The organism is Halomonas sp. THAF12, from assembly GCF_009363675.1.
Classification (GTDB): domain Bacteria; phylum Pseudomonadota; class Gammaproteobacteria; order Pseudomonadales; family Halomonadaceae; genus Halomonas; species Halomonas smyrnensis.
Genome location: NZ_CP045399.1, coordinates 2,992,226 through 3,017,154, shown reverse-complemented (window position 1 = coordinate 3,017,154; position 24,929 = coordinate 2,992,226). Strand labels below are relative to the sequence as shown.

Annotated in this window: 22 protein-coding genes and 5 tRNA genes; 15 read left to right on the top strand and 12 right to left on the bottom strand. The window is 69.0% G+C overall.

Annotation, left to right across the window (positions count from 1 at the left end):
* Positions 1–85 precede the first annotated feature (85 nt).
* The 3 genes from FIU88_RS14015 to ttcA all read left to right on the top strand — a co-directional run bounded on the left by FIU88_RS14015 (position 86) and on the right by ttcA (position 3,549).
* The gene (locus FIU88_RS14015; RefSeq protein WP_152479631.1) at positions 86–1,912 is read left to right on the top strand and encodes a putative nucleotidyltransferase substrate binding domain-containing protein; all 1,827 of its coding nucleotides are present in this window, start codon (positions 86–88) and stop codon (positions 1,910–1,912) included.
* Positions 1,913–1,931: 19 nt separating this feature from the next.
* Positions 1,932–2,552, top strand: coding sequence for an exonuclease domain-containing protein (locus FIU88_RS14010; protein WP_016853644.1), 621 nt, complete (start codon positions 1,932–1,934; stop codon positions 2,550–2,552).
* A gap of 85 nt (positions 2,553–2,637) precedes the next feature.
* Positions 2,638–3,549: a tRNA 2-thiocytidine(32) synthetase TtcA gene (gene ttcA, locus FIU88_RS14005; RefSeq protein ID WP_152479630.1), complete on the top strand. Its 912-nt coding sequence runs from the start codon at positions 2,638–2,640 to the stop codon at positions 3,547–3,549.
* Between the two features lie 268 nt (positions 3,550–3,817).
* Here the strand turns inward: ttcA and fnr are convergent, their stop codons facing one another.
* The 11 genes from fnr to ccoN form a co-directional block, all read right to left on the bottom strand.
* Positions 3,818–4,561, bottom strand: a complete 744-nt coding sequence (gene fnr / locus FIU88_RS14000) for a fumarate/nitrate reduction transcriptional regulator Fnr (RefSeq protein WP_016853646.1) — start codon at positions 4,559–4,561, stop codon at positions 3,818–3,820.
* Positions 4,562–4,641: 80 nt separating this feature from the next.
* Positions 4,642–5,607 (bottom strand): hypothetical protein, encoded by a 966-nt coding sequence (locus FIU88_RS13995; protein WP_152479629.1) that lies wholly within the window; start codon positions 5,605–5,607, stop codon positions 4,642–4,644.
* A gap of 88 nt (positions 5,608–5,695) precedes the next feature.
* Positions 5,696–6,424: a sulfite exporter TauE/SafE family protein gene (locus FIU88_RS13990; protein ID WP_152479628.1), complete on the bottom strand. Its 729-nt coding sequence runs from the start codon at positions 6,422–6,424 to the stop codon at positions 5,696–5,698.
* Entirely contained in the window at positions 6,425–6,637 is a 213-nt protein-coding gene (gene ccoS, locus FIU88_RS13985) for a cbb3-type cytochrome oxidase assembly protein CcoS (protein ID WP_152479627.1), read from the bottom strand. It abuts the gene before it with no gap.
* The gene (locus FIU88_RS13980) at positions 6,634–9,114 is read right to left on the bottom strand and encodes a heavy metal translocating P-type ATPase (RefSeq protein WP_152479626.1); all 2,481 of its coding nucleotides are present in this window, start codon (positions 9,112–9,114) and stop codon (positions 6,634–6,636) included. The genes ccoS and FIU88_RS13980 overlap by 4 nt, the downstream gene beginning before the upstream one ends.
* 8 nt (positions 9,115–9,122) lie before the next feature.
* Entirely contained in the window at positions 9,123–9,635 is a 513-nt protein-coding gene (locus FIU88_RS13975; RefSeq protein WP_152479625.1) for a FixH family protein, read from the bottom strand.
* Positions 9,635–11,050: a cytochrome c oxidase accessory protein CcoG gene (gene ccoG / locus FIU88_RS13970; RefSeq protein ID WP_152479624.1), complete on the bottom strand. Its 1,416-nt coding sequence runs from the start codon at positions 11,048–11,050 to the stop codon at positions 9,635–9,637. Before ccoG ends, FIU88_RS13975 begins: the two co-directional genes overlap by 1 nt.
* 68 nt (positions 11,051–11,118) lie before the next feature.
* A complete protein-coding gene (gene ccoP / locus FIU88_RS13965) occupies positions 11,119–12,048 on the bottom strand; it encodes a cytochrome-c oxidase, cbb3-type subunit III (protein WP_152479623.1) in 930 nt (309 codons plus the stop codon).
* A complete protein-coding gene (locus FIU88_RS13960) occupies positions 12,045–12,254 on the bottom strand; it encodes a cbb3-type cytochrome c oxidase subunit 3 (protein ID WP_152479622.1) in 210 nt (69 codons plus the stop codon). The genes ccoP and FIU88_RS13960 overlap by 4 nt, the downstream gene beginning before the upstream one ends.
* 1 nt (position 12,255) lies before the next feature.
* On the bottom strand, positions 12,256–12,864 hold the full coding sequence (gene ccoO / locus FIU88_RS13955; RefSeq protein WP_152479621.1) for a cytochrome-c oxidase, cbb3-type subunit II: 609 nt from the start codon (positions 12,862–12,864) through the stop codon (positions 12,256–12,258).
* Between the two features lie 25 nt (positions 12,865–12,889).
* Entirely contained in the window at positions 12,890–14,317 is a 1,428-nt protein-coding gene (ccoN, locus tag FIU88_RS13950) for a cytochrome-c oxidase, cbb3-type subunit I (RefSeq protein ID WP_152479620.1), read from the bottom strand.
* A 185-nt stretch (positions 14,318–14,502) separates the two neighbouring features.
* Between ccoN and FIU88_RS13945 the strand changes: the two genes are divergently transcribed.
* The 10 genes from FIU88_RS13945 (at position 14,503) to FIU88_RS13900 (ending at position 23,031) form a co-directional block, all read left to right on the top strand.
* Positions 14,503–15,174 carry an alpha/beta family hydrolase gene (locus tag FIU88_RS13945; RefSeq protein WP_152479619.1) on the top strand — a complete coding sequence of 224 codons (672 nt, stop codon included), beginning with the start codon at positions 14,503–14,505 and terminating at the stop codon, positions 15,172–15,174.
* Positions 15,175–15,286: 112 nt separating this feature from the next.
* Positions 15,287–15,362, top strand: a tRNA-Val gene (locus FIU88_RS13940).
* A gap of 41 nt (positions 15,363–15,403) precedes the next feature.
* Positions 15,404–15,480: transfer RNA gene (locus FIU88_RS13935), tRNA-Asp, on the top strand.
* 28 nt (positions 15,481–15,508) lie between these two features.
* Positions 15,509–15,585, top strand: a tRNA-Asp gene (locus FIU88_RS13930).
* Between the two features lie 30 nt (positions 15,586–15,615).
* A tRNA-Val gene (locus tag FIU88_RS13925) sits at positions 15,616–15,692 on the top strand.
* A gap of 3 nt (positions 15,693–15,695) precedes the next feature.
* Positions 15,696–15,772, top strand: a tRNA-Asp gene (locus FIU88_RS13920).
* A gap of 194 nt (positions 15,773–15,966) precedes the next feature.
* Positions 15,967–17,979, top strand: a complete 2,013-nt coding sequence (locus FIU88_RS13915) for an NADPH-dependent 2,4-dienoyl-CoA reductase (protein WP_152479618.1) — start codon at positions 15,967–15,969, stop codon at positions 17,977–17,979.
* 201 nt (positions 17,980–18,180) lie between these two features.
* Positions 18,181–20,103 carry a PrkA family serine protein kinase gene (locus FIU88_RS13910; RefSeq protein ID WP_016853659.1) on the top strand — a complete coding sequence of 641 codons (1,923 nt, stop codon included), beginning with the start codon at positions 18,181–18,183 and terminating at the stop codon, positions 20,101–20,103.
* Between the two features lie 70 nt (positions 20,104–20,173).
* Complete coding sequence (locus FIU88_RS13905; RefSeq protein WP_016853660.1) at positions 20,174–21,457, top strand: YeaH/YhbH family protein; 1,284 nt, start codon at positions 20,174–20,176, stop codon at positions 21,455–21,457.
* A 20-nt stretch (positions 21,458–21,477) separates the two neighbouring features.
* The gene (locus tag FIU88_RS13900) at positions 21,478–23,031 is read left to right on the top strand and encodes a SpoVR family protein (protein WP_016853661.1); all 1,554 of its coding nucleotides are present in this window, start codon (positions 21,478–21,480) and stop codon (positions 23,029–23,031) included.
* A gap of 78 nt (positions 23,032–23,109) precedes the next feature.
* On the opposite strand, the gene FIU88_RS13895 is transcribed toward FIU88_RS13900, so the two are convergent.
* The gene (locus FIU88_RS13895) at positions 23,110–23,424 is read right to left on the bottom strand and encodes a high-potential iron-sulfur protein (protein WP_152479617.1); all 315 of its coding nucleotides are present in this window, start codon (positions 23,422–23,424) and stop codon (positions 23,110–23,112) included.
* 214 nt (positions 23,425–23,638) lie between these two features.
* On the opposite strand from FIU88_RS13895, the gene FIU88_RS13890 reads away from it, so the two are divergent.
* Complete coding sequence (locus tag FIU88_RS13890; protein WP_016853663.1) at positions 23,639–23,914, top strand: Lrp/AsnC family transcriptional regulator; 276 nt, start codon at positions 23,639–23,641, stop codon at positions 23,912–23,914.
* A 108-nt stretch (positions 23,915–24,022) separates the two neighbouring features.
* Positions 24,023–24,790, top strand: a complete 768-nt coding sequence (locus FIU88_RS13885) for a DNA/RNA non-specific endonuclease (RefSeq protein ID WP_253742822.1) — start codon at positions 24,023–24,025, stop codon at positions 24,788–24,790.
* Positions 24,791–24,929 lie beyond the last annotated feature (139 nt).

The window sequence follows — 24,929 nt, the reverse complement described above, 5'->3', positions numbered from 1 at the left end:
GCTCCCGGTTCGTTCGTCACGCTCCAGGCCTGCCTTCATGCGTACGATCCGGCGGCGGCGATTCCTGGCACGAGGACCCGCTCCCATGGTCGACGTCGATCTCTCCCACGCGCCGTTCAGCCTGCTCGACGAGACCGGGCGGGCGCGCGTGCGCGGCGGGCTCGACCTGGCCTACTTCGATCGCGACGAGATCATCCTCGAGGCCGGGCAGCCCGGCGAGAACGTCTTCCTCATCCACAAGGGCGAGGTCGCCGAGCTGGACACCACCCTGCCCGGCGAGCGTCAGCGCATCGGCCACTACACCGGCGGTGACCTGTTCGGCGCCATCAGCATCCTCAACGGCCAGAGCCGCTACCGCTTCCGCGCCGAGCAGGAATCGCTGTGCTATCTGCTGCCCCGGGCGCTGTTCCTCGAGCTGTGCGCCGCCTATCCCGCCTTCGACGCCTTCTTCCGCCAGCGCCTCGCCGACAAGGCGCGGCTGCTGACCGAGCAGCGCGCGGCCGGCGGGGTGACCATGTCCGGCTTCATGCTGGCCCGCGCCGAGGACTGCATGCGCCCGCCGCGCTGCCTGGCCGGCGAGACGACCATCGCCGAGGCGGTGCGGCGGCTGCATGACGAGGCCGTCGACAGCCTGCTGGTGGAGGGCGAGGACGGGCCGGGCATGGTCACCAAGACCGACCTGCTCGATGCCCTGGTGCTCGAGGGGCTCGGCCAGCAGACGCCGCTGTCGTCGCTGGCGCGGGGCTCGCTGATCACCGCGCGCCCCGATCAGTACCTGTTCGAGGTGCTGGTGCTGATGACCCGGCATCGCATCGAGCGGGTGGTGATCGTCGAGGACGAGGCGCCGGTGGGCGTGGTGGAGCTGACCGACGTGCTCAGCTACTTCTCCAGCCGCAGCCACGTGGTGAGCCTGCAGGTCGAGCAGGCCGGCGACCTGGAACAGCTCGCCGTCGCCAGCCGCCGCACCGCCGAGCTGGCCGGCGCGCTGATGGCCCAGGGGGTCAAGCTGCGCTTCGCCATGGGCCTGCTCGCGGCGCTCAACGGCCGCATCATCCACAAGGCCTGGGGCTTCTCGATGCCCGAGCGGCGGCAGCGCGACAGCTGCCTGATGGTGATGGGCAGCGAGGGGCGCGGCGAGCAGATGCTCAAGACCGACCAGGACAACGGCCTGATCCTCGACGATGCCCTCGACTGGCCGGACTGCATGGAGCGCATGGCCGAGTTCACCGAGACCCTGGTCCGGCTGGGCTATCCGCGCTGCCCGGGCAACATCATGGTCTCCAACCCCGACTGGGTCGGCACCGAGCGCCAGTGGAAGGCGCGCATCGCGCGCTGGGTGGAGGCCCGCGACGGCGACAGCCTGATGAAGCTGGCGATCATGCTCGATGCCCATGCCGTGGCCGGCAATCCGGCGCTGCTCGAGCGGGTGAGGGCGGCGCTGTTCGAGGCGGCGTCGAGGGACGAGCTGCTGCTCTCCTATTTCGCCCGTCCGGTGCTGCGCTTCTCCACGCCGCTGACCCTGTTCGGCTCGCTCAAGAAGCCGCAGCACGGCATCGACATCAAGAAGGGCGGCATCTTCCCCATCGTGCACGGCGTGCGGGTCATGGCGCTGGAGCGCGGCATCCTCGCCACCGGGACCCTGGAGCGGCTCGACGCCCTGGCGGCCGACGGCCGGCTCGAGGAGCGCTTCGCCGAGGACCTGGGCGAGGCGCTGTCGCTGTTCACCGAGCTGCGCCTCGAGCAGCAGCTGGCGCGCCTCGCCGGCGATGGCGAAGACGACGGTGGCGAGCCGGACCGGGTGGTGGTGCAGTCGCTGTCGTCGCTGGAGCGCGACCTGCTCCGGGAGGCGCTGCATATCGTCAAGGACTTCAAGCAGCGCCTCTCTCACCGCTATCACCTCGAATACGCCTGATCACGACAAGGACATCGACATGCTCAAGACCCTGCGCCGCCTGGTCGACCGTCACCGCCACGCCCATGGCCAGTATGGCTGGCTGTTCCGTCCCTATACCGGGGAGGAGCTGGTGGCGCTGGCCGTGCAGTCGACCGGCGGCGACGTGCGCGGCGCCGAGCCGCTGGCCATCGCCGCGGTGCGGCTGCGCGGCGACCGGGTGCTGACCAGCGAGTCGCTGGAGCTCAGGCTGGCGCGCCCGGAGGGCGTGGACGCCGAGACGCTGCGCCGCCACGGCCTGCGCGGCATCGATCTCGACGACGGCGTGTCGATCGACCAGGCGCTGGCGCGGCTGCTCGACTTCGTCGGCAACCGGCCGCTGGTGGGCTGGCGCCTGGACCGCGATCTGGCGCTGCTCAACCGCCAGCTGCGCGCCCGGTTCGGCTTCGAGCTGCCCAATGCCGGCATCGATCTGGTGCAGCGCTACCAGCGCCATCACCACCATTCGCGGCTCGAGGTGGCGCCGGCCTTCGAGCGGGTCGCCGAGCAGCTCGAGGTGCCGTTGATGGGGCGTCACAGCGTGCTGGGCACCGCCGTGACCACCGCCCTGATGCACCTGCGGCTGGACCGCGATGCGGTGCTCGCCCGTCGCAGCGGCTGAGCGGGCACCACGTCGCCAGTCTCGCGGCAGGGTGGTAGGATAGGCGCCCTTTCCCTTTCCCCGATGCCCTGGCAGCGCCCCGACCATGCAAGATGCCGTGACCTTCGATCCCCGTCCCGCCGATGAGGCCGCTTCGGCCGAGCCGTCGACCCCGTCCGCCGAGGCGCCCGACGCCAAGGCCAAGCGTGAGTTCAACAAGCTGCAGAAACGCCTGCGGCGCCAGGTCGGCAATGCGATCATCGACTTCGACATGATCCGCGAGGGCGACAAGGTGATGGTGTGCCTGTCCGGCGGCAAGGACAGCTACACCATGCTGGAGATTCTCCGGAACCTGCAGCGCAACGCGCCGGTGAACTTCTCGCTGGTGGCGGTGAACCTCGACCAGAAGCAGCCCGGCTTCCCCGAGCACGTGCTGCCCGAGTACCTGGACGGCCTCGGCGTGGACTACCACATCCTCGAGCGCGACACCTACTCGGTGGTCAAGGAGAAGACCCCGGAAGGCAAGACCACCTGTGCGCTCTGCTCGCGGCTGCGCCGCGGCTCCCTCTACGGCTACGCCGAGGAGATCGGGGCCACCAAGATCGCCCTCGGGCACCACCGCGAGGACATCCTCGAGACGCTGTTCCTCAACATGTTCTTCGGCGGCAGCCTCAAGTCGATGCCGCCCAAGCTGCTCTCCGACGACGGCAAGAACATCGTCATCCGCCCGCTGGCCTACTGCCGCGAGGCCGACATCGCCGAATTCTCCGAGCGCATGGCCTTCCCGATCATTCCCTGCAACCTGTGCGGCTCGCAGCCCAACCTGCAGCGTCAGGTGGTCAAGGAGATGCTCGCCGAGTGGGAGGCCAAGCATCCCGGCCGCCTGGAGAGCATGTTCAAGGCGGTCACCAACGTCGCGCCCTCGCAGCTGGCCGACCGCGAGCTGTTCGACTTCGCCGGGCTGGAGGACAAGCAGGCCAAGATGCAGGCCGATCGCATCGACCTGCATAACGAGTGAGTAGCGCCTAGCGGCAAGCGCCCGGGTGCTCAGTAACGGGCGGCAGATGTCGAGGAAGCCGATGAGAAACCCACGGGACGTCGAGTCCTGTGGGTTTCTTCGTTGACGTCAACAATGGCCATGACATCATTCTGCCGCGCTTGGCGCTTGGCGCTTGGCGCTTGGCGCTTGGCGCTTGGCGCTTGGCGCTTGGCGCTTGGCGCTTGGCGCTTGGCGCTTGGCGCTTGGCGCTTGGCGCTTGGCGCTTGGCGCTTGGCGCTTGGCGCCGTCAGCGACAGCCCTCTTCCTCGGCCAGCTCGGCCAGGGCGTCCAGGTCGAGGATGTTCACCTCGCGGCCGGACACGGCCACCAGGCCCTGCTGCTGGAAGCGCCCCAGGATGCGGCTGACGGTCTCCACGGCCAGGCCCAGGTAGTTGCCGATGTCGGCCCGGGACATGGAGAGGCGGAAGCTGTAGGCGGAGTAGCCGCGGCGGCGGAAGCGATCGGAGAGGCTGGCGAAGAAGGTGGCCAGGCGCTGGTCGGCGGTCTTGCGCGACAGCAGGCGCATCATGCGGCGGTCGTCGCGCATCTCCTTGCTCATGCTGCGATACAGCTGGGCACGAAGCTCCGGCAGGCGCTCGGAGAGGGCGTCGAGGCGGTCGAACGGGATCTCGCACACGGTGGTGGTCTCGAGCGCGATGACCGAGCCCGGATAGCTCGACTCGTCGATGCCGTCGAGCCCCACCAGTTCGCTGGGCAGGTAGAAGTTGGTCAGCTGATCCGTGCCGCCGCCTTCGCTGGTGACCTGCTTGAGACTGCCGGAGCGCACCGCGTAGACGCTGGTGAAGGGGCTGCCCTGGCGGAACAGCGACTCGCCCTTCTTGAGCGGCGGTCGGCGCCGGATGATGGCATCGAACTCGTCGAGGTCCTCCAGTTCGAGGGCCAGGGGCAGACACAGGGAACTCAGGCTGCAGGTCCGGCAGCGGGTCTCGTGCAGCAGGGAACGGCGCCGGCCGGCTGCGGTGTCGGGCATGCTGTCCTCCTTGATCGGGGCTTGCCTCCCCCATTATGGCGGATAGCCCCGGTTCGGGCATAGCATCCCTTGGGCGAGTCTCAGGTCAGGCCGGGGCCGGGCGGGCGAGCATTCCGCCAGCGCCCCGAGGCGGTGGCGAGCCGACCGTCGTTCAGCGCCGCCGCGTAGTCCCGGGGCGAGGTGGCGTTGCAGGCCACGGCGTCGGGCAGCCGCGAGATGGCGCCGGTGCCGAGCCCCAGTCGGTCGCGCGCCCGTTCGCGACGCGCCTGGGCGAGGGCATCCTCCAGGGCGGCGCCCCGACGGGCGTAGGAACCGTGTCCCAGTGCCCGGTAGCCGGCCTCGGCCAGGCGTTCGTCGACCCGGGCCAGCAGCGCCGTCGGCAGCGTCGATTCGCCCTCCTGCCAGGCGGGCTCCGGGCGCAGGGAGAGGCGCGGCGGCGACATGGGCAGCAGCGCGGCGAGCGCGGCGACGGCCTCCCGCGGCGGGATCGTCGGCGCCACGATCAGCACCAGGTTCAGCGAGTGCCAGCCCATGCGCACGGTCTCGTCGAGCAGCGGCTCGACGCGTGACTGCAGGCGGGGCAGGGCGTCCAGCCGGCCGGCCGCGGGCAGGCGCATGATCAGCTTCAGCCGGTTGAAGCCCAGGGCCTCCAGGTGACGCAGGGTGAGCAGATCCGTGGCGTGGGGGTCGAGCTCGACGGTGAAGTCGCGCGGGCGCCCCGGTTCGAAGGGGAAGCGGGAGGCCAGCCGGTCGACGAGGCCGCTCATCTGCGACAGGGTCAGCGAAGGCGGGAGGCCGCTTCCCCAGTGCAGGGCCTCCAGGCGTCGCTCCGGCGCCAGGCAGCGTCGCACCAGCACCATCTCGCGGTCGAGCCGGGCCAGATCGACCTCGAAGGGATCCATGCCCTTGCCGTCGCCGCGGGCATCCACGTCGTGGCGAAGCGGCAGGCGCAGATGCAGCGACAGCGGGCGGGCCTGGGTATTGCTGGCGGTCAGCGCCGCGGCGTAGTCGTCGGCGCCGAAGTCGGCGGGAAGGGTGACGGACATGGCGGAGTTCCGAGCGTTCATGTCGTCAGGCTAGTGCTCGCGGCCCCCAGGGGTGTTGCGCTGGGTCAAACGTGCGGGCGTTAGCGGCTCAATGATGCCCGGCGTGCCCGGCGTCGTGGGCCATCTCCATCGCGCCCGGCCACAGGCCCCACAGCTGCCACAGGGCGAAGCCGATGATCGCCAGCGCCGCCAGGGTGCGGGTGGCCGGATGACGGATCAGGGCGCCGAGCCGTCGCGCGGCCAGGCCGGTAGCGAGCAGCGCCGGCAGGGTGCCGAGCCCGAAGGCGCCCATCAGCGCCGCGCCTCGCAGCGGGTCGGCGCCGGCCAGGCTCCAGGTCAGCATCGAGTAGACCAGCCCGCAGGGCAGCCAGCCCCAGACCGCGCCCAGGGTCACGGCCTGGGGCAGCGTCACCACCGGCATCAGTCGCCGTCCGAGCGGCTCCAGATGGCGCCACAGGCGCCTGCCGAGCGCCTCGACCCGCAGCAGTCCCTTCCACCAGTCGGCGATGTAGAGCGCCATCAGGATCAGCATCACCGCGGCCAGGACCTGGAGCGCCTGGCGGATCCCCGGGGCCAGGCCGACCAGGGTGCCGAGGCCGGCGGCCAGGGCGCCGGCGGCCATGTAGCTGGCGATGCGTCCCAGGTTGTAGCCCAGCAGCAGCCCGCCGAGCCGCGCCGGATGGCGCAGGCTGGGCGGCACGGCGAAGCTCAGGGCGCTCATGATGCCGCCGCACATGCCGATGCAGTGGGCGCCGCCCAGCAGGCCGAAGACGAAGGCCGCGGCCAGCGGCGGCAGATCGAGTCCAGACGGATTCATTCAGGCTTCCTTGTCGTGTTTCCCGGTCGGCGCGTCGGCGTCGCCGTGCCGGCGGGGCGCCTCCCCGGGCGGGTCGTCATCGTCGAACAGGATGCGGTGGGCCGGGCCTTCCAGGTCCTCGAACTGGTCGTGGCGCACGGCCCAGAAGAAGGCCCAGACGGCCAGGCCGAGCAGGATCAGCGACAGCGGGATCAGCAGGTAGAGAATGCTCATGGGGCGTCCTGGGCGGGGGAATCCACGGGAATGTCGGGCAGCTTTCGGCGCGTGAGGCGCAGGGCGTTGGCGACCACCACCAGCGAGCTCGCCGACATGCCCAGCGCCGCCAGCCAGGGGGGCACCCAGCCCATCGCCGCCGGCGGCAGGGCCAGCAGGTTGTAGGCCAGCGCCCAGCCCAGGTTCTGGCGGATGTTGCGGCGGGTGGCGCGGCCGATGTCGACGGCCTCGACCAGGCGGCCGAGGCGCGGGCCGAGCAGCACGGCGTCGGCCCGGGTGCGGGCGAGGTCGGTGGCGTCGTTCATGGCGATGGCGAGGTCGGCCCCGGCCAGCACCGGCACGTCGTTGATGCCGTCGCCGACCATGGCCACCCGCTGGCCGTCGGCCTGGCACTCGCGCAGCCGGGCGAGCTTGTCCTCGGGGCTGGCGCCGGCGCGCCATGCGTCGATGCCCAGCCGCTCGGCCAGCGCCCGGGTGGGTGCCTCGGCGTCGCCGGACAGCAGTTCCACCGCGATGCCCCGCGCCGCCAGCGCGGCGACGGTGGCGGCGGCGTCCTCCCGGGGCCGGTCGCCCAGGGCGAACCAGGCCCGCGGCTGGCCGTCCTCGGCGAGCAGCAGCCAGTGGCCGTGCTCGGCGTCACCGTCCGGGGGGGCCGGAGGGGCGTCCGGGGCCGCGAAGTCGGGCCGGCCGAGCCGCCAGGGGCGGCCGTCGATGACGCCGGCGAGGCCCCGGCCGGGGCGGGCGATGACGTCGCGGGCGGTGATGTCGGCGCGGCGATAGGGGCGGAAGGCGCGGGCGATGGGATGCTCGGAGTGGGCCTCCAGGGCCGCGGCCACGGCCGCCAGGCGCTCGGGATCGTCGCTGGCAAGCGGGATCGTGTGCTCGAGGGTCATCTCGCCGCGGGTCAGGGTACCGGTCTTGTCGAAGATCATCCGGTCGAGGCGCGGCAGGGTCTCCAGGGCGTCGGCGCGGGTCAGCAGCACGCCGCGCCGATGGAGCCGGCCGTGGGCGGCGGTCAGGGCGGTGGGCGTGGCCAGCGCCAGGGCGCAGGGGCAGCTGACCACCAGCACCGAGAGCGTTACCCAGAAGGCCCGCTCGGGGTCGATGAACGACCAGGCGAGCCCGGTGGCGGCGGCGATCAGCAGCACCTGGAGCACGAAGTGATGCGCCAGCCGGGCGGCCCGGCGCGCGATGCGCGGGCGTTCGGCGAAGGCGCGGTCGGTGAGGTCGAGCAGCTGCGCCGCCCGGGCATCGGGGCCGGCCCGGGTCACGCGCAACGTCAGCGGGCTCTCGACGTTGTGGCTGCCGCCGGTCACGGCGTCGCCCACGCCGCGCGTCACCGGCAGCGCCTCGCCGCTGAGCATCGATTCGTCGAGGCTCGAGGCGCCCTGTTCGATCACGCCGTCGGCGGGCACGCCGTGGCCGGGTCTGACCAGCACCCGGTCGCCGGCGGCCAGCTCGCTGGCGGGCAGGAGGCGCTCCTCGTCGCCCTCGTCGAGGCGGATCGCCGACAGCGGCAGCATCCCGGCCAGGGCATTGCCGCGGCGCCCGCCGCGTCGCCGGGCGCGGACCTCCAGGAAGCGACCGGCCAGCAGGAAGAAGGTGAACATGGCCGCGGAGTCGAAGTAGACGTCGCCGTGGCCGACCAGCAGCGCCCAGGTGCTGGCGAGATAGGCGCCGGCGATGGCCAGCGACACCGGCACGTCCATGCCCAGCCGGCGGTGGCGCAGGTCGCGCCACGCGCCGCCGAAGAACGGCTGGGCCGAATAGAGCACCACCGGCGTGGTCAGGGCGAAGGCCAGCCAGTGGAAGAGGGTATCGAAGTCGCCGCCCAGGCCGTCGTCGCCGGACACGTAGAAGGGGATCGAGAACATCGCCACCTGCATCATGCCCACCGCGGCCACGATCAGCCGGCGGATCTGGCGGCGTTCCTCGCGCTGCAGGCGGCGCTGGGCCTCGTCGGGCTCGTAGGGCTGGGCCGGATAGCCGATGGCGGCCAGCTCGGCGAGCAGCCGCGAGAAGGCGAGGCGCGCCGGATCCCAGGCGACCCGGACCCGGTGATGGGCGAGGTTCACGGCGCTGGTGCGGACGCCGTCCAGGGCGTTGAGGCGATGCTCGATCAGCCAGGCGCAGGCCGCGCAGGTGATGCCCTCCACCGCCAGGGTGGCGTGGACGCCGTCGTCGTCCCGGTGCACGAAGCGGGCCTGCAGGCCCGGGTCGTCGAACACCGCCCAGGTCTCGGACTCGGCGGCGCGACGGTCGTCGGGGCGCGCGGGCAGCTCGCTGCGAAAGCGGTAGTAGCCGGCCAGGCCGCCGTCGACGATGGCATGGGCCACCGCCTCGCAGCCGGGACAGCACAGCGGATGCTCGGCGCCGTCGAGGGTCAGGGTCCAGGGCGCGCCCTTGGGCACACTGGCGCCGCAGTGGTAGCAGGCGGCGGCCTCGGCCCTGGCGGCGGTCGGGGCGGTCGCGGTCATGGCGCCGCTCAGACCCCGGGCGCCAGGTCGATGTCGCCGTCGGCGGGGAAGCAGGCCTCGCCGGTGAGCCGCCAGGCGGGTTCGCCGCCGTCGTCGGGCTCCAGGTGCAGATACCAGCGATGCCGCAGGGGCGCCTCGAGCATGGTGACGTAGCGCCCGGCGCGCACGTGCTCGAGGGTCAGCCGGCGGTCGCGCTGGCTCTCGGTGGGGAAGATCAGCGTCAGGGTCAGCCGCTCCGGGCGGGCCTCGCCGGCCAGGTCGATCACCAGGTCGCCGGTGGTCGGATCGGCGCGCAGGGCGGCCGAGAGCCCCAGCGCCCGGGCCTCTTCCTGCTTGGCGATCTGCTGGTTGATGGCCAGGCCTTCCTTGTAATAGTCCTCCGCCACGGTGCCGTCGAAGTAGTGAATCGAGAGCGCCAGGTAGACCAGGCTGAAGGTCACCGAGGCGCCCAGCAGGCCGATCAGGAACCAGGGCCAGAACTGCTTGTACCAGGGCGGGATGGTCTCGTGTTCCGCCGTCATCAGCGGGTCTCTCCTATGAAGCGGCCGTCGCGCTCGAGGCGGATATCGGGATCGTCGATGGCCTCGAGGCGCAGCCGGATCTCGTGGCTGGGGCGTGCCAGGGCGTCGCGCGGTACGGTGACCTCGACCACCAGCCGGCGCGACTCGCCGGCGGGCACGCTGACCCGGTCGGTGTCGAGGGCCAGGCCCTCGAGGCCCGAGGCCGCGAGGCGGTAGGCGTGGTCCTCGCGGTCCAGGTTGCGCACCGTCAGGGTGTAGACGTTACGGACTCTGCCGTCGTCGGTCATCTGGAACAGCTGCTGGCGGCCGCGCTCCACCTCGAAGCCCAGCGGGGTGCGGTCGCCGACCGCCCAGGCGAACAGCCCGATCATCACCAGCAGCACGGCCAGATAGCCGAGCAGGCGCGGACGCAGCAGGTGCGAGGGCCTGCCCTCGAGGGCGTTCTCGGTGGTATAGCGGATCAGCCCGCGGGGATAGCCCATGCGATCCATGACGCCGTCGCAGGCATCGATGCAGGCCGCGCAGGTGATGCATTCGTATTGCAGGCCGTCGCGGATGTCGATGCCGGTAGGGCAGACCTGCACGCAGAGTTCGCAGTCGATGCAGTCGCCGTGGCCGGCCTCGCGGGCCTCGTCATGGTCGAGGCGCCGGCTGCGCGGGCCGCGCGGCTCGCCGCGATCGGCGTCGTAGGAGACGATCAGGGTGTTGGCGTCGAACATCACCGACTGGAAGCGGGCGTAGGGGCACATGTAGATGCACACCTGCTCGCGCAGCCAGCCGGCGTTGAGGTAGGTGAACAGGGTGAAGAAGCCGACCCAGAAGTACGACCAGCCGTGGGCCTCGAGGGCCGGCAGTTGCACCGCCAGCTCGCGGATCGGCGTGAAGTAGCCGACGAAGGTCAGGCCGGTGGCGGCGGCGATGGCCAGCCAGACGACGTGCTTGCCGAGCTTGCGGCGCAGCTTGTCGGCGTCCCAGCCGCGCTTGTCGAGCTTGATGCGGCGGTTGCGCGGGCCCTCGAGGCGGTGCTCGACCCAGATGAACAGGAAGGTCCAGACGCTCTGCGGGCAGGTGTAGCCGCACCACACGCGGCCGGCGAACACGGTGATGAAGAACAGCCCGAAGGCGCAGATGATCAGCAGCCAGGAGAGCAGCATGAACTCCTGGGGATAGAAGGTGGCGGCGAAGAGGTGGAACTCGCGGCCGGGCAGGTCGAACCATACCGCCGGGCGGTCGCCCCAGGGAATCCACGGGATCAGGAAGTAGGCCAGCATCAGCGCCCAGTTGGCGCTGCGCCGCAGGCGCTGGAAGGCGCCCTTGATCTCGCGCACGTAGAGGTGGCGGCGGCGGGCGTACATCGCCTGGCTGACGGTGTCGCCGGCGTCGGTGATGTCGCGGTGGGGAATCTTGTCGCTCATGGCAGGCTCTCGGCAGGCGGCCTCGCGCGGGAGGATGGCGGCGGGGCGGGGCGCCCCGCCGCCCGGGCTCAGTCGCGGCGGCTGAGGCCGTAGACGTAGGCGGCCACCAGGTGGACCTTGTCCTCGCCGATATAGGCGGCCTGGGCCGGCATGTGGCCGTTGCGGCCGTTGCGCAGGGTCTGGCGGATGGAGGCCGCCAGCGGCTGGCCGGGCCGGCGATACAGCCAGGCGTCGTCGGTCAGGTCGGGGGCTCCCAGGGCCTGGTTGCCGGTGCCGTCGGGGGAGTGGCAGGCCGCGCACACCGAGGCGAACACCGCCGCGCCCTGCTCGGCGCGCTGGGCGTCCTCGGCCCGGCCGGACAGCGACAGCACGTGCTGGGTGAGGTTCTCGATGTTGTCCTCGCCGAGCTGCTGCCAGGCCGGCATCAGGCCGTTGCGCCCGTTGGTGAGGGTCGCGACGATGGCCTCGGGGGTGCCGCCGTAGAGCCAGGCGTCGTCGGTCAGGTCGGGGAAGCCGTAGCCGCCCTGGGCGTTGGCGCCGTGACAGATCGCGCAGTTGTTGAGAAACAGCCGTTCGGCGACCCGCATGGCCTCGCCGTCCTCGGCCAGCGCCGGGATCGGCACCTGCTGGTACTGCTCGAAGATCGGCGCATAGCGCTCCTCGGCGCGGGCCACCTCGGCCTCCCACTGGTTCTCCTGGGTCCAGCCCAGCAGCCCGGCGTAGTTGCCGAGGCCGGGATAGAGCACCAGATAGCCCAGGGCGAAGATCACCGTGCCGACGTAGAGCTGGAACCACCAGCGGGGCAGCGGGTTGTCGTATTCCTCGATCTCGTCGGCCGCATGGCCGGTGGTCTCGACGTTGCCCTCGGCATCGGCGACCTTGTCGGTCTTGCGGTTGGCGAACAGCAGCCAGGCGCTGATGACGATGGTGCCCAGCGTGATGACGATGATCCAGGCGCTCCAGAAGCCGGGCAGGACGTCATTCCAAAGTGAGCTCATGTGTCACGGTCTCCCTGTTCTTGTCGAGCGCGTGCCTGACCGGCGCCGGTGCCGGGGGATGACGGCTCGTCCTCGTCGGCGAAGGGCAGGTTGGCCGCCTCGTCGAAGTCCGGCTTGCGTCGCTTCGAATAGGCCCAGCAGACCAGGCCGATGAAGCCGATCAGCAGCAGGCCGGTGATGATGCCGCGTAGCGTTCCCATGTCCATGTCAGCGCGCGTCCTTCAGCACGGTGCCGAGCTGTTGCAGGTAGGCCACCAGGGCGGTGATCTCGCGCTCGCCGCGGACCTCGTCGCGGGCGCCGGCGATCTGCTCCTCGGTGTAGGGCACGCCCAGGGTGCGCATGGCGCGCATGCGGTCGGCGATTTGTTCGCCGTCGAGGACGTTCTCGAACAGCCAGGGATAGGCCGGCATGATCGATTCCGGCACCACGTCGCGCGGGTTGTAGAGGTGCGCGCGGTGCCAGTCGTCGCTGTAGCGGCCGCCGACCCGGGCCAGGTCCGGGCCGGTGCGCTTGGAGCCCCACAGGAAGTTGTGCTCGTAGACCGATTCGCCGGCCACGCTGTAGTGGCCGTAGCGCTCGGTCTCGGCGCGAAAGGGGCGGATCATCTGCGAATGGCAGCCCACGCAGCCCTCGCGGCGGTAGATGTCGCGCCCGGCGAGCTCCAGCGGTTCGAGCGGCTCGAGCCCTTCCACCGGCTCGGTGGTCTGCTTCTGGAAGAACAGCGGCACGACCTCGGCCAGGCCGCCGAAGCTGATCACCACCAGCACCAGCACGGCGAGCAGGCCCACGTTCTTTTCGACGATCTCGTGTCTCATGGCTGTGTTCTCGTTCCCTGTTGGCTCAGGCCGCGGCCTGGGTCTGCGGCCGCTGCAGACTCTGCTGGCGGCGCACGGTCATGAAGACGTTGAAGGCCATGATCAGCATGCCGACCACCCAGCACAGCCCGCCCACGGTGCGCACGACGTAGCCGGCGCCGCTGGCCTCGACGGATTCGATGAAGGTGTACATCAGGGTGCCGTCGGGGTTCACCGCGCGCCACATCAGGCCCTGCAGGATGCCGTTGACCCACATGGCGGCGATGTAGAGCACGGTGCCGACGGTGGCCAGCCAGAAGTGCACGGCGATCAGCGACACCGAGTACATCTCGGTGCGCCCGTAGAGCCGCGGGATCAGGTGGTACATGGAGCCGATGGTGATCATCGCCACCCAGCCCAGGGCGCCGGCGTGGACGTGACCGATGGTCCAGTCGGTGTAGTGGGAGAGGGCGTTGACGGTCTTCACCGCCATCATCGGGCCCTCGAAGGTCGACATGCCGTAGAACGACAGCGCCACCACCAGGAAGCGCAGGGTGGGGTCGGTGCGCAGCTTATGCCAGGCGCCGGAGAGGGTCATCATGCCGTTGATCATGCCGCCCCAGGAGGGCGCCAGCAGGATGATCGACATCACCATGCCCAGCGACTGGGCCCAGTTGGGCAGGGCGGTATAGTGCAGGTGGTGAGGGCCGGCCCACATGTAGACCATGATCAGCGCCCAGAAATGGACGATCGACAGCCGGTAGGAGTAGACCGGACGCTCGGCCTGCTTGGGCACGAAGTAGTACATCATGCCCAGGAAGCCGGCGGTCAGGAAGAAGCCCACCGCGTTGTGGCCGTACCACCACTGGGTCATGGCATCGACGGCGCCGGAATACAGCGAGATCGAGTACATGGCCGAGACCGGCAGCGCCGCGCTGTTGACGATGTGCAGCACCGCCACGGTGAGGATGAAGGCGGCGTAGAACCAGTTGGCCACGTAGATGTGGGAGGTGCGGCGCTGCTTGATGGTGCCGAGGAAGACGATGGCGTAGGCGATCCACACCACCGCGAGCAGGATGTCGATCGGCCATTCCAGTTCGGCGTATTCCTTGACCTCGGTGTAGCCCAGCGGCAGCGTGATGACCGCCGAGACGATCACCGCCTGCCAGCCCCAGAAGGTGAAGGCGGCAAATCGGTCCGAGATCAGCCGCGTCTGGCAGGTTCGCTGCACCACATAGTAGGAGGTGGCGAACAGCGCCGAACCGCCGAAGGCGAAGATCACGGCGTTGGTGTGCAGCGGGCGAAGCCGGCCGAAGCTGGTCCAGGGCAGTCCCAGGTTCAGCTCCGGCCAGACCAGCTGGGCGGCGATCGTGACACCGAGGACCATGCCCACGATGCCCCATACCACGGTCATGATCGCGAACTGTCGCACGACCTTGTAGTTGTAGGTGGGGTGTTCCAGTGCTGTGCTCATGTCGGGTTCCATCGAACGCGGTGGAGGGAGTCGCGCTTGGGCAGCAGTCTAGACCAAGGCTTTTGCCCACATGATGATGACGGTCAAGTCGGGGGCGGTCAGGGCGCCCAGTGTGAGGCGCCCGACGGGAAGCGTCTTCTTGTACGTTAGGCGAAAAGATTAAATGCATCCAATAAGTGTATACAATGACTGAAGGCGAAAATATTCTCCATCTCGAGGCGCTGGGGCCGCTGGCGATCCGCGGCGAGGCTCGTATCGGTCGCCTGTTGCTGGCGCACGGGGCCGGCGCCGGGCAGGACGCCGACTTCATGCAGCGCCTCCGGCGAGCGCTGGCCGAGCGCGGGGTGCAGACCCTGGCCTTCGAGTTCGCCTACATGCAGCGCATGCGCGAGGAAGGGCGTCGGCGCCCGCCGCCGCGGGTCGATCGCCTGACCGAGGAGTTCGCCGCCTGGCGCGACGCGGTGCAGCGGCGCGAGCCGGGGCCGCTGTGGCTGGGCGGCAAGTCCATGGGCGGTCGAGTGGCCAGCCTGCTGGCGGCCCGCGACGACGCCGACGGCCTGGCGCTCTGCGGCTATCCCTTTCATCCGCCGCGCAAGCCCGAGTCGCTGCGCCTCGAGCACTGGCCGAGCCTGAACTGCCCGACCCTGGTGGTGCAGGGCACCCGCGATCCCTTCGGCACTCGCGAGCAGGTGGCCGGCTATGCGCTGCCGGCCTGCGCCGAACTGCACTGGCTGGAGGACGGCGATCATGACTGGAAGCCGCGCCGTGCCTCCGGGCGCGATCAGGCGGCTTTGATCGAGGAGGGCGCGACGGCCATCGCCGCGGCCATGGCCCCCCGTGCCGTCGGCCATCGGTAGCGGCCAAGTGGATGAATGGCCTGGCGTTATCCGCCGACCGTTCGACACGAAGATGAAAAAAACGCGTTGACAATGAACGCAGTTTCCGTAGAATGCAGCGCCATGTGACCGGGGGTGGTTAGCTCAGCTGGGAGAGCACCAGCCTTACAAGCTGGGGGTCACAGGTTCGATCCCTGTACCACCCACCATCGTCGAAGACGGTGGCCGATTGCATCGCAGAAACGAGTGCGGACCGGTAGTTCAGTTGGTTAGAATGCCGGCCTGTCACGCCGGAGGTCGCGGGTTCGAGTCCCGTCCGGTCCGCCAGCGTTTTCTGTACCGCATCATCACTTGCGGACCGGTAGTTCAGTTGGTTAGAATGCCGGCCTGTCACGCCGGAGGTCGCGGGTTCGAGTCCCGTCCGGTCCGCCACGATGACGCACAATCTAAGCAGTACCGCGTGGGCGATTAGCTCAGTTGGTTAGAGCACCAGCCTCACATGCTGGGGGTCACTGGTTCGAGTCCAGTATCGCCCACCACGCGGACCGGTAGTTCAGTTGGTTAGAATGCCGGCCTGTCACGCCGGAGGTCGCGGGTTCGAGTCCCGTCCGGTCCGCCATCTGCTCAGAATTCCCAAGGCCCCGTGGCTCACGCCACGGGGCTTTTCTGTTGTCTGAAGCCTCGATTTTTCGCCATCAACGCTTCGCCTTTCACCGCTCCTTCCCCTGAAAAAGCCGACGCGATTTTTGCGCTGCCCGCGAGTCTGTCATACAGTTGTTTTAATTTCTGTCGACGGTCCGAGGGTGCTCGAGCGTGGCTGACTTTCCGAATCTTTTTCGCCCCATCGCACTGGGCCCGCTGCGCCTTCCCAATCGGGTGGTGATGGGCTCTATGCACACCAACCTGGAAGAAATGCCCGGCGGTTTCGAACGCCTGGCCGCCTTCTATGCCGAGCGCGCCCGGGCGGGCGTGTCGCTGATCGTCGGGGGCGGCATCGCGCCCAATGCCGAGGGGGCGGTCTTCGCCGGCGGCGCGACCCTGGAGCGGCCCGAACAGGTGGCCGAACACCGCCGCCTGGTCGAGGCGGTCCACGCCGAGGGCGGCCATATCTGCCTGCAGATCCTGCACGCCGGCCGCTACGCCTACACGGACGCGCCGGTGGCGCCCTCGGCGATCCGGGCGCCGATCAATCCGCGCGAGCCGCGTGCCCTCGGCGCCGACGAGATCGAACGCACCCTGGACGACTACGTCCGATGCGCCCGGCTGGCCCGGGAGGCCGGCTACGACGGCGTCGAGGTCATGGGCTCCGAGGGCTATCTGATCAATCAGTTCGTGTGCCGCCGCACCAATCATCGCGAGGACGAATGGGGCGGTGGCTTCGCCAACCGCATCCGCTTCCCGGTGGAGGCGGTGCGGCGGATTCGCCGGGCCCTGGGGCCCGAGGCGCTGATCCTGTTCCGGCTGTCGATGATCGACCTGGTGGAGGAGGGCAGCACCCATGACGAGGTGGTCGCCCTGGGGCGCGCGGTGGCCGAGGCCGGCGCCGATGCCATCGACGGCGGCATCGGCTGGCACGAGGCAAGGGTGCCGACCATCGTCACCAGCGTGCCGCGGGCGCTGTTCGCCGAGGTCTCGCGGCGCATGCGCGATGAGTTGCCGGTGCCGCTGATCGCCACCAATCGCATCAACATGCCCGAGGTGGCCGAGCGGCTGCTGGCCGACGGCGTGGCGGACATGGTCTCCATGGCGCGCCCCTTCCTGGCCGACCCGGCCTGGGTGGCCAAGGCCCGCGAGGGACGGAGCGGCGAGATCAACACCTGCATCGCCTGCAACCAGGCCTGTCTCGACCACACCTTCCAGGGCAAGACGACCTCGTGCCTGGTCAATCCGCGGGCCGGCCACGAGACCGAGCTTGCGATCGCGCCGGCCGGCTCGGTCAGACGCATCGCCGTGGTGGGCGGCGGTCCCGCCGGGCTCGCCGCGGCGGTCACCGCCGCCGAGCGCGGCCACGCGGTCACGCTGTTCGAGCGCCAGGCCGAGCTGGGCGGGCAGTTCAACCATGCCCGGCGGATTCCCGGCAAGGAGGAGTTCGACGAGACGCTGCGCTATTTCCGCACCATGCTCGACCGGCGTGGCGTGAGCGTGCGGCTCGGCGTCGCCCCCGGGCTCCACGAACTTCGCGTCTTCGATGAGGTGGTGCTGGCCACCGGCGTGCGGCCGCGGGCCCTCGCGCTGCCGGGCATCGATCACCCGAAGGTGATGGCCTATCCGCTGGCGATTCAGCAGCCGGAGCGGGTGGGGCCGAGGGTGGCGATCATCGGTGCCGGGGGCATCGGCTTCGACGTGGCGGAACTGCTCACCCATGCCGGCCACCCCGCCCTGGACGCCGAGGCCTGGTGCGCCGAGTGGGGCGTGGACCTCTCGGTGGCCTCGCCGGGCGGGCTGCGGGCGCCGATCAGGCCCTCGGTGCCGCGGCGGGTCACCCTGCTGCAGCGCAAGGCGTCGAAGCTCGGTCGCGGGCTCGGCGCTACCACCGGCTGGGTCCATCGTGCCTCGCTGCGCCACCGCGGCGTCGAGATGCTGGCCGGCTGCGAATACGTCGGCATCGACGACGCCGGCCTGCATGTCCGCGTCGACGGCGAGCCGAGGCTGCTCGAGGTCGACAGCGTCGTGGTGTGCGCCGGTCAGGAGTCGGTGCGCGACATGCTCGAACCGCTGCGAGCGGCCGGCGTGTCGGTCCATGTCATCGGCGGCGCCGACGAGGCCGCCGAGCTCGATGCCCGGCGCGCCATCGACCAGGGCGTGCGGCTGGCCGCCACGCTCTAGGGAGGGGAGCAGGCCGCGTTCGTTGAAAATCTGTCCCTCTCGGGATGAACCGCTTCGGGTTCGTGGGCTCATAGGGAGTGCAGCCCTGCGTTGAAGGTTCCGGGCACCATCGTCCGGTCGAGCTGGCTACGCTGAAGCTACCGACCCGGCCAGCAGGGCGAGGACCGCCAAGCCGGAGTCCCGGGCTTTAAGGAGGCATCGATGAGCATCTTCGATCATGTGCAGAACCGCTTCGAACGAACCCTGCAGGAGGAAATGAGCCTGCAGGAGTACCTGGAACTCTGCCGTGAGGATCCCTCGGCCTACGCCAGTGCGGCCGAACGAATGCTGGAAGCCATCGGCGAGCCCGAGGTGATCGACACGGCCAAGGATCCTCGCCTGTCGCGTATCTTCTCCAACAAGGTCATCCGCCGCTATCCGGCGTTCTCCGAGTTCTACGGCATGGAGGAGGCGATCGAGCAGATCGTCGCCTACTTCCGACATGCCGCCCAGGGGCTCGAGGAGAAGAAGCAGATCCTCTACCTGCTCGGCCCGGTCGGCGGCGGCAAGTCGTCGCTGGCCGAGCGGCTCAAGCTGCTGATGGAGCACGTGCCGTTCTACGCCATCAAGGGCTCGCCGGTGCAGGAATCCCCGCTGGCGCTGTTCTCGCCCGAGCACGACGGCGAGCTGCTCGAGAAGGAATACGGCATCCCGCCGCGCTGCCTGAAGAGCGTGATGTCGCCCTGGGCCGCCAAGCGCCTCAAGGAGGCCGGCGGCGATATCAGCCAGTTCCGGGTGGTGCGGCTCTACCCGTCGCGGCTCAATCAGATCGCCATCGCCAAGACCGAGCCCGGCGACGAGAACAACCAGGACATCTCCTCGCTGGTCGGCAAGGTGGATATCCGCCAGCTCGAGCTCTATTCCCAGGACGATCCTGACGCCTACAGCTTCTCCGGCGGCCTGTGCCGGGCCAACCAGGGCCTGATGGAGTTCGTCGAGATGTTCAAGGCGCCGATCAAGGTGCTGCATCCGCTGCTGACCGCCACCCAGGAGGGCAACTACAACCCCACCGAGGGCATGGGCGCGATCCCGTTCGACGGCATCGTGCTGGCGCACTCCAACGAGAGCGAGTGGCAGGCCTTCCGCAACAACCGCAACAACGAGGCCTTCCTCGACCGGGTCTACATCGTCAAGGTGCCCTACTGCCTGCGGGTGACCGAAGAGATCAACATCTACAAGAAGCTGCTCGAGCACTCCTCGCTCAACGAGGCACCCTGCGCGCCGGACACCCTGCGCATGCTGGCCCAGTTCTCGGTGCTCTCGCGGCTCAAGGAGCCGGAGAACTCCAGCGTCTATTCCAAGATGCGGGTCTACGACGGCGAGAACCTCAAGGACACCGATCCCAAGGCCAAGTCGATCCAGGAGTACCGCGACGCGGCCGGGGTCGACGAGGGCATGGACGGGCTCTCCACGCGCTTCGCCTTCAAGATCCTGTCCAAGGTGTTCAACTTCGACAACCACGAGGTGGCGGCCAACCCGGTGCATCTGCTCTACGTGCTCGAGCAGCGCCTCGAGCAGGAGCAGCTGCCCAAGGAGACCTTCGAGCGCTACCTGCGCTTCATCAAGGAGTTCCTGGCGCCGCGCTACGTGGACTTCATCGGCAAGGAGATTCAGACCGCCTATCTCGAGTCCTACTCCGAGTACGGTCAGAACATCTTCGACCGCTACGTCACCTACGCCGACTTCTGGATCCAGGATCAGGAGTATCGCGACCCGGAGACCGGCGAGCTGTTCGACCGTCAGTCCCTCAACGAGGAGCTGGAGAAGATCGAGAAGCCGGCGGGCATCTCCAATCCCAAGGACTTCCGTCACGAGGTCGTCAACTTCGTGCTGCGGGCCCGGGCCCAGAACAACGGCATGAACCCGAGCTGGCAGTCCTACGAGAAGCTGCGCGGGGTGATCGAGCACAAGATGTTCGCCAACACCGAGGAGCTGCTGCCGGTGATCTCCTTCAACGCCAAGGCGTCCACCGCGGACCAGAAGAAGCACGAGGATTTCGTGGCCCGCATGGTCGACCGCGGCTACACCGAGAAGCAGGTGCGCCTGCTCTCCGAGTGGTATCTGCGGGTGCGCAAGTCGCAGTAGCCGTCGAGGTCCGCGCGGGGCGCCGAGGGAGGGCGCCCCGGGTGGACGCAGGGCAGCCCAGGAGGTCCGCATGACCTACTTCATCGACCGTCGTGCCAATGCCAGGCACAAGAGTGCGGTCAATCGCCAGCGTTTCCTCGATCGCTATCGCACCCATATCAAACGGTCCGTCGAGGAAGCGGTCAACCGCCGCTCCATCACCGACATGGAGCGCGGCGAGAAGGTGTCGATTCCCGCCCGCGACATCTCCGAGCCGGTGTTCCAGCACGGGCCCGGCGGCCAGCGCTCGATCATCGCCCCCGGCAACAAGGAGTTCGTCGAGGGCGACCGCCTGCGGCGTCCCGGCGGGGGAGGCGGCGGCGGGTCCGGCGAGGGCAGCGCCTCCAACCAGGGCGAGGGCATGGACGAGTTCGCCTTCACCCTGTCCCGCGAGGAGTTCCTGGACTTCGTCTTCGATGGCCTGGAGCTGCCGCACCTGGAGCGCAAGAACCTGGTGGACCTCGACGAGGTGCGCCCGGTGCGGGCCGGCTTCACCCGCGACGGGGTGCCGGCGAGGATCAACATCGTGCGCTCGATGCGCGAGGCCCATGCCCGGCGCATCGCCATGCGCGGGCCGATTCGTCGGGCCCTGCGCGAGGCGCAGGAGGCGCTGGAGGCCGAGGAGCGCAAGGATCAGGTGCTGCGCAATCCGGCGCGGATCGCCGAGCTGAAGGCCGAGATCGAGCGGCTCGAGAAGCGCCTCGAGTCGGTGCCCTTCATCGATACCTACGACCTGCGCTACAACAACCTGGTCAACCAGCCACAGCCGTCGAGCAAGGCGGTGATGTTCTGCGTGATGGACGTCTCCGGCTCCATGACCCAGGCCCACAAGGACATCGCCAAGCGCTTCTTCCTGCTGCTCTACCTGTTCCTGGAGCGCAACTACGAGAAGGTCGAGCTGGTCTTCGTGCGTCACCACACCGCCGCCAAGGAGGTCGACGAGGAGGAGTTCTTCTACTCCCGCGAGACCGGCGGCACCATCGTCTCCAGCGCCCTGACCCTGGTCGACGAGATCATCACCGACCGCTATCCGCCGACCCAGTGGAACCTCTACGTGGCCCAGGCCTCGGACGGCGACAACTGGGACGACGACTCCCTGACCTGTCGCGACCAGCTGGCCAACGGCCTGATGCCGCGACTGCAGTACTTCACCTACGTGGAGATCACGCCCCACGCGCATCAGGCGCTGTGGGAGGAGTACGAGAAGGTCGAGGCCGAGTATCCCGAGCGCTTCGCCATGCGTCAGATCGTCGAGGCCGGCGACATCTACCCGGTGTTCCGCGACCTGTTCCGGCGCCGCACGGTCCAGTCCTGAGGCGAGGCCAAGGAGGCAGCATGACCGAACGCAAGCCCATCGCCAGTGGCTCCGACTGGAACTTCGAGGTCCTGGAGCGGTTCGAGACGGAGATCGCCCGGCTGGCCGACGAGTATCGGCTGGATACCTATCCCAACCAGATCGAGATCATCACCACCGAGCAGATGATGGACGCCTACGCCAGCGTGGGCATGCCGGTGGGCTATCATCACTGGTCCTTCGGCAAGCAGTTCCTGGCCGTGGAACAGGCCTATCGGCGCGGCCAGATGGGGCTGGCCTACGAGCTGGTCATCAACTCCGATCCCTGCATCGCCTACCTGATGGAGGAGAATACCCTGATGATGCAGGTGCTGGTGATGGCCCACGCCTGCTATGGCCACAACTCCTTCTTCAAGGGCAACTACCTGTTCCGCACCTGGACCGATGCCAGCTCCATCGTCGACTACCTGCTGTTCGCCCGGCGCTACCTGGCCGAGTGCGAGGAGCGCCACGGGGTGACCGCGGTCGAACAGCTGCTCGATGCCTGTCACGCGCTGCAGAACTACGGGGTCGACCGCTACAAGCGTCCCTCGCCGATCTCCGCCGAGGAGGAGGCGCGTCGCCAGCAGGAGCGCTCCGCCTATCTCCAGGCCCAGGTCAATACCCTGTGGAGCACCATTCCCGGGCGTCCGCCCGAGGAGGGGCATCAAGACGTCGGCGACGAGGAGGACCCCCTCGGCCTGCACGCCGGCGGCCGCTATCCCCCCGAGCCCCAGGAGAACCTGCTCTACTTCATCGAGAAGAACGCGCCGCTGCTGGCACCCTGGCAGCGCGAGGTGGTCCGCATCGTGCGCAAGCTGGCGCAGTACTTCTATCCCCAGCGCCAGACCCAGGTGATGAACGAGGGCTGGGCGACCTTCTGGCACTACACCCTGATGAACCGCCTGTATGACGACGGCCTGGTGGACGAGGGGCTGATCCTGGAGTTCCTGCAGTCGCACACCTCGGTGGTCTATCAGCCGGCCTTCGACAGCCCCCACTACAGCGGCATCAATCCCTACGCCCTGGGCTTCGCCATGTTCACCGACCTGCGGCGGATCTGCGAGCATCCCACCGACGAGGATCGGCGCTGGTTCCCGGATATCGCCGGCAGCGACTGGCTCGAGACGCTGCACTTCGCCATGCGCAACTTCAAGGACGAGTCCTTCATCCAGCAATACCTGTCGCCCAAGGTGATTCGCGACCTGAAGTTGTTCATGGTGCTCGACGACGATCGCGACGAGATGCTCGAGGTGGCCGCCATCCACGACGATCGCGGCTATCAGCGCATTCGCGACGGCCTGGCCGTGCAGTATGCGCTGTCGGTGCGAGAGCCCAACATCCAGGTCTGGTCGGCGGACATCCGCGGCGACCGCTCGCTGACCCTGCGTCACGTCCAGGACAGCCGTCGCCCGCTGGCGCGCAGCGTCTACCCGGTGATGCGTCACCTGCACCAGCTGTGGGGCTTCCCGGTGAGGCTCGAGTCGATGGAGGACGACGAGGTCGTGCGTCGCTATCACTGGCCGCTGCCGGAGGACGAGCAGAAGGAGGCGTAAGCGGCCTCCCGAAAGGACGCGGCCCGCACCGGGGAGGTGCGGGCCGCCTGCGTTGGGAAGGCCGGTTCCCGGCCCGGGTCAGGCCTTGGCGGTCCAGGACTGGCACCAGCCTTCGGGGGCCACGCTGTTCTGCGGGAACAGCTGGCAGCCCTGGGAGTCGGCCTGGTAGAACATGCAGTTGGCGCAGGTCTCGCCCTCGGCATAGGCCGGATGGTCGCTGGCCTCGGCGGCGGTCTCGACGTAGTTCAGCGCCTTGGCCTGATCGCTCTCGGGGTCCAGGGGCGACAGGTCCTGGGCGAAGCTGCGCGTCGACAGCACGCCAATGCCCAGCGGCAGGGCGGCGAGGCCCAGCAGGCTGTGGCGCATGAAATCACGACGGCTAGGGTTGGCCATGATGGCTCCTCCTGAGGGTCACGGTTGAGGTCGCTCGGCGGCCGGTGGTCCGGCTCTTGGCGTCTCGACCCCGCCGCGGTGCGCGGGCATCCGGCGAGGGTCGGTCTCCTCAGCGTAGCCGAGCCCGGCGGGCGCGACGAGCGGCCGGGCCCCCGTCGGTCGAGGACGCTGTTATACTCGCCGCCGTGAACCGCTTTTCGAGGGAGATTGCTCCATGCAGAATGCCGTCATCCTGATCAACACCGAGAAGGGCCAGGTCAAGTCCGTGGCCGAGCGTCTGGCCGAGGTGGAGGGCATTAGCGAGGTGTTCTCCACCTGCGGACGCTACGACCTGGTCGCCATCGCCCGGACCCGTGACTTCGAGGGCCTGGCGGAGCTGGTGACCGGGCGTCTCAACGACGTCGAGGGCATCCGCGAGACCGAGACCCTCAACGCGCTGCAGGTGCATTCGCGCCACGACCTCGAGACCATGTTCGCGCTGGGCTGGTAAGGCCCGCCGGTGCTGCAACGTCTCTTACGCCTGCCGTCATGGCGCGGTTCGCTGCGCCGCCTGGGCATCGCCGCACTGTTCGCGGCGGTGGGCAGCGGGCTCTGGTACATGGAAGAGCGCGAGGTGCGCGAGCGCCTCAGCTGGATGGGCGTGCCGACCTGGGAGCGTCTGACGCCGCTTAGCCTGCATCGGGTGCTGCGCAACGACGGCTTCCTGGTGGGCTGGTCGGACGTGCGCGTCAGTCCGCTGTGGGCCAGCTACGTGCTGAGTGACGATCGCGCGGCCGATGTCGGTGACCGGCCGGGCTTTCGTCGCGACTGGCGCACCCTGTGGCCGGTCACGCCGGACAGCTATTTGCGCAGCGGCTACGATCGCGGCCATCTGGCACCCAACTATGCCATCGCGCGGGTGCATGGCCCCGCCGCCCAGTACGATACCTTCCTGATGAGCAACATGGTGCCCCAGCGGCCGGACCTGAATCGTCGGCTCTGGCAGCGCCTGGAGGAAGTGGTGATCGATCGCTTCGTGCCGCGCCACGGCACCCTGCAGGTGATCGACGGGCCGGTCTTCGACGCGGATGTCACCCGGGGCATGCTGCGCCGGGTCGGCCTGGTGGAAGTGCCCGAGGCGTTCTACAAGATCCTGGTGGTGCCGGGCGAGCGGCCCATGGCGCTGGCCTTCGTGATGCCGCAGAACGTGCGCGGCGACGAGCCGCTGGATCGCTTCGTGGTCAGCATCGATCGCATCGAGGCGCTGACCGGGCTGGATTTCTTCCCGAATCTGCCGGAGGCGGTGGAGCGCGCGCTGGAGGGGCGGGCGAATCCCCGGGGCTGGGGGCTCGAGGCGGTGGCCGATCTGCCGGGGCGCTTCGACTGAGTCGAGGTGGATTGATTCGGCGAAGGTTTGTCTGACGGCCGAACCGGACGTACAGACGCAAAAAACCGCAACGTGTGCGGCCGGGGATATATGAAGCGATATAGCGATGTAAGGTGATCTTTCTCGAGGAGGTGGCCTC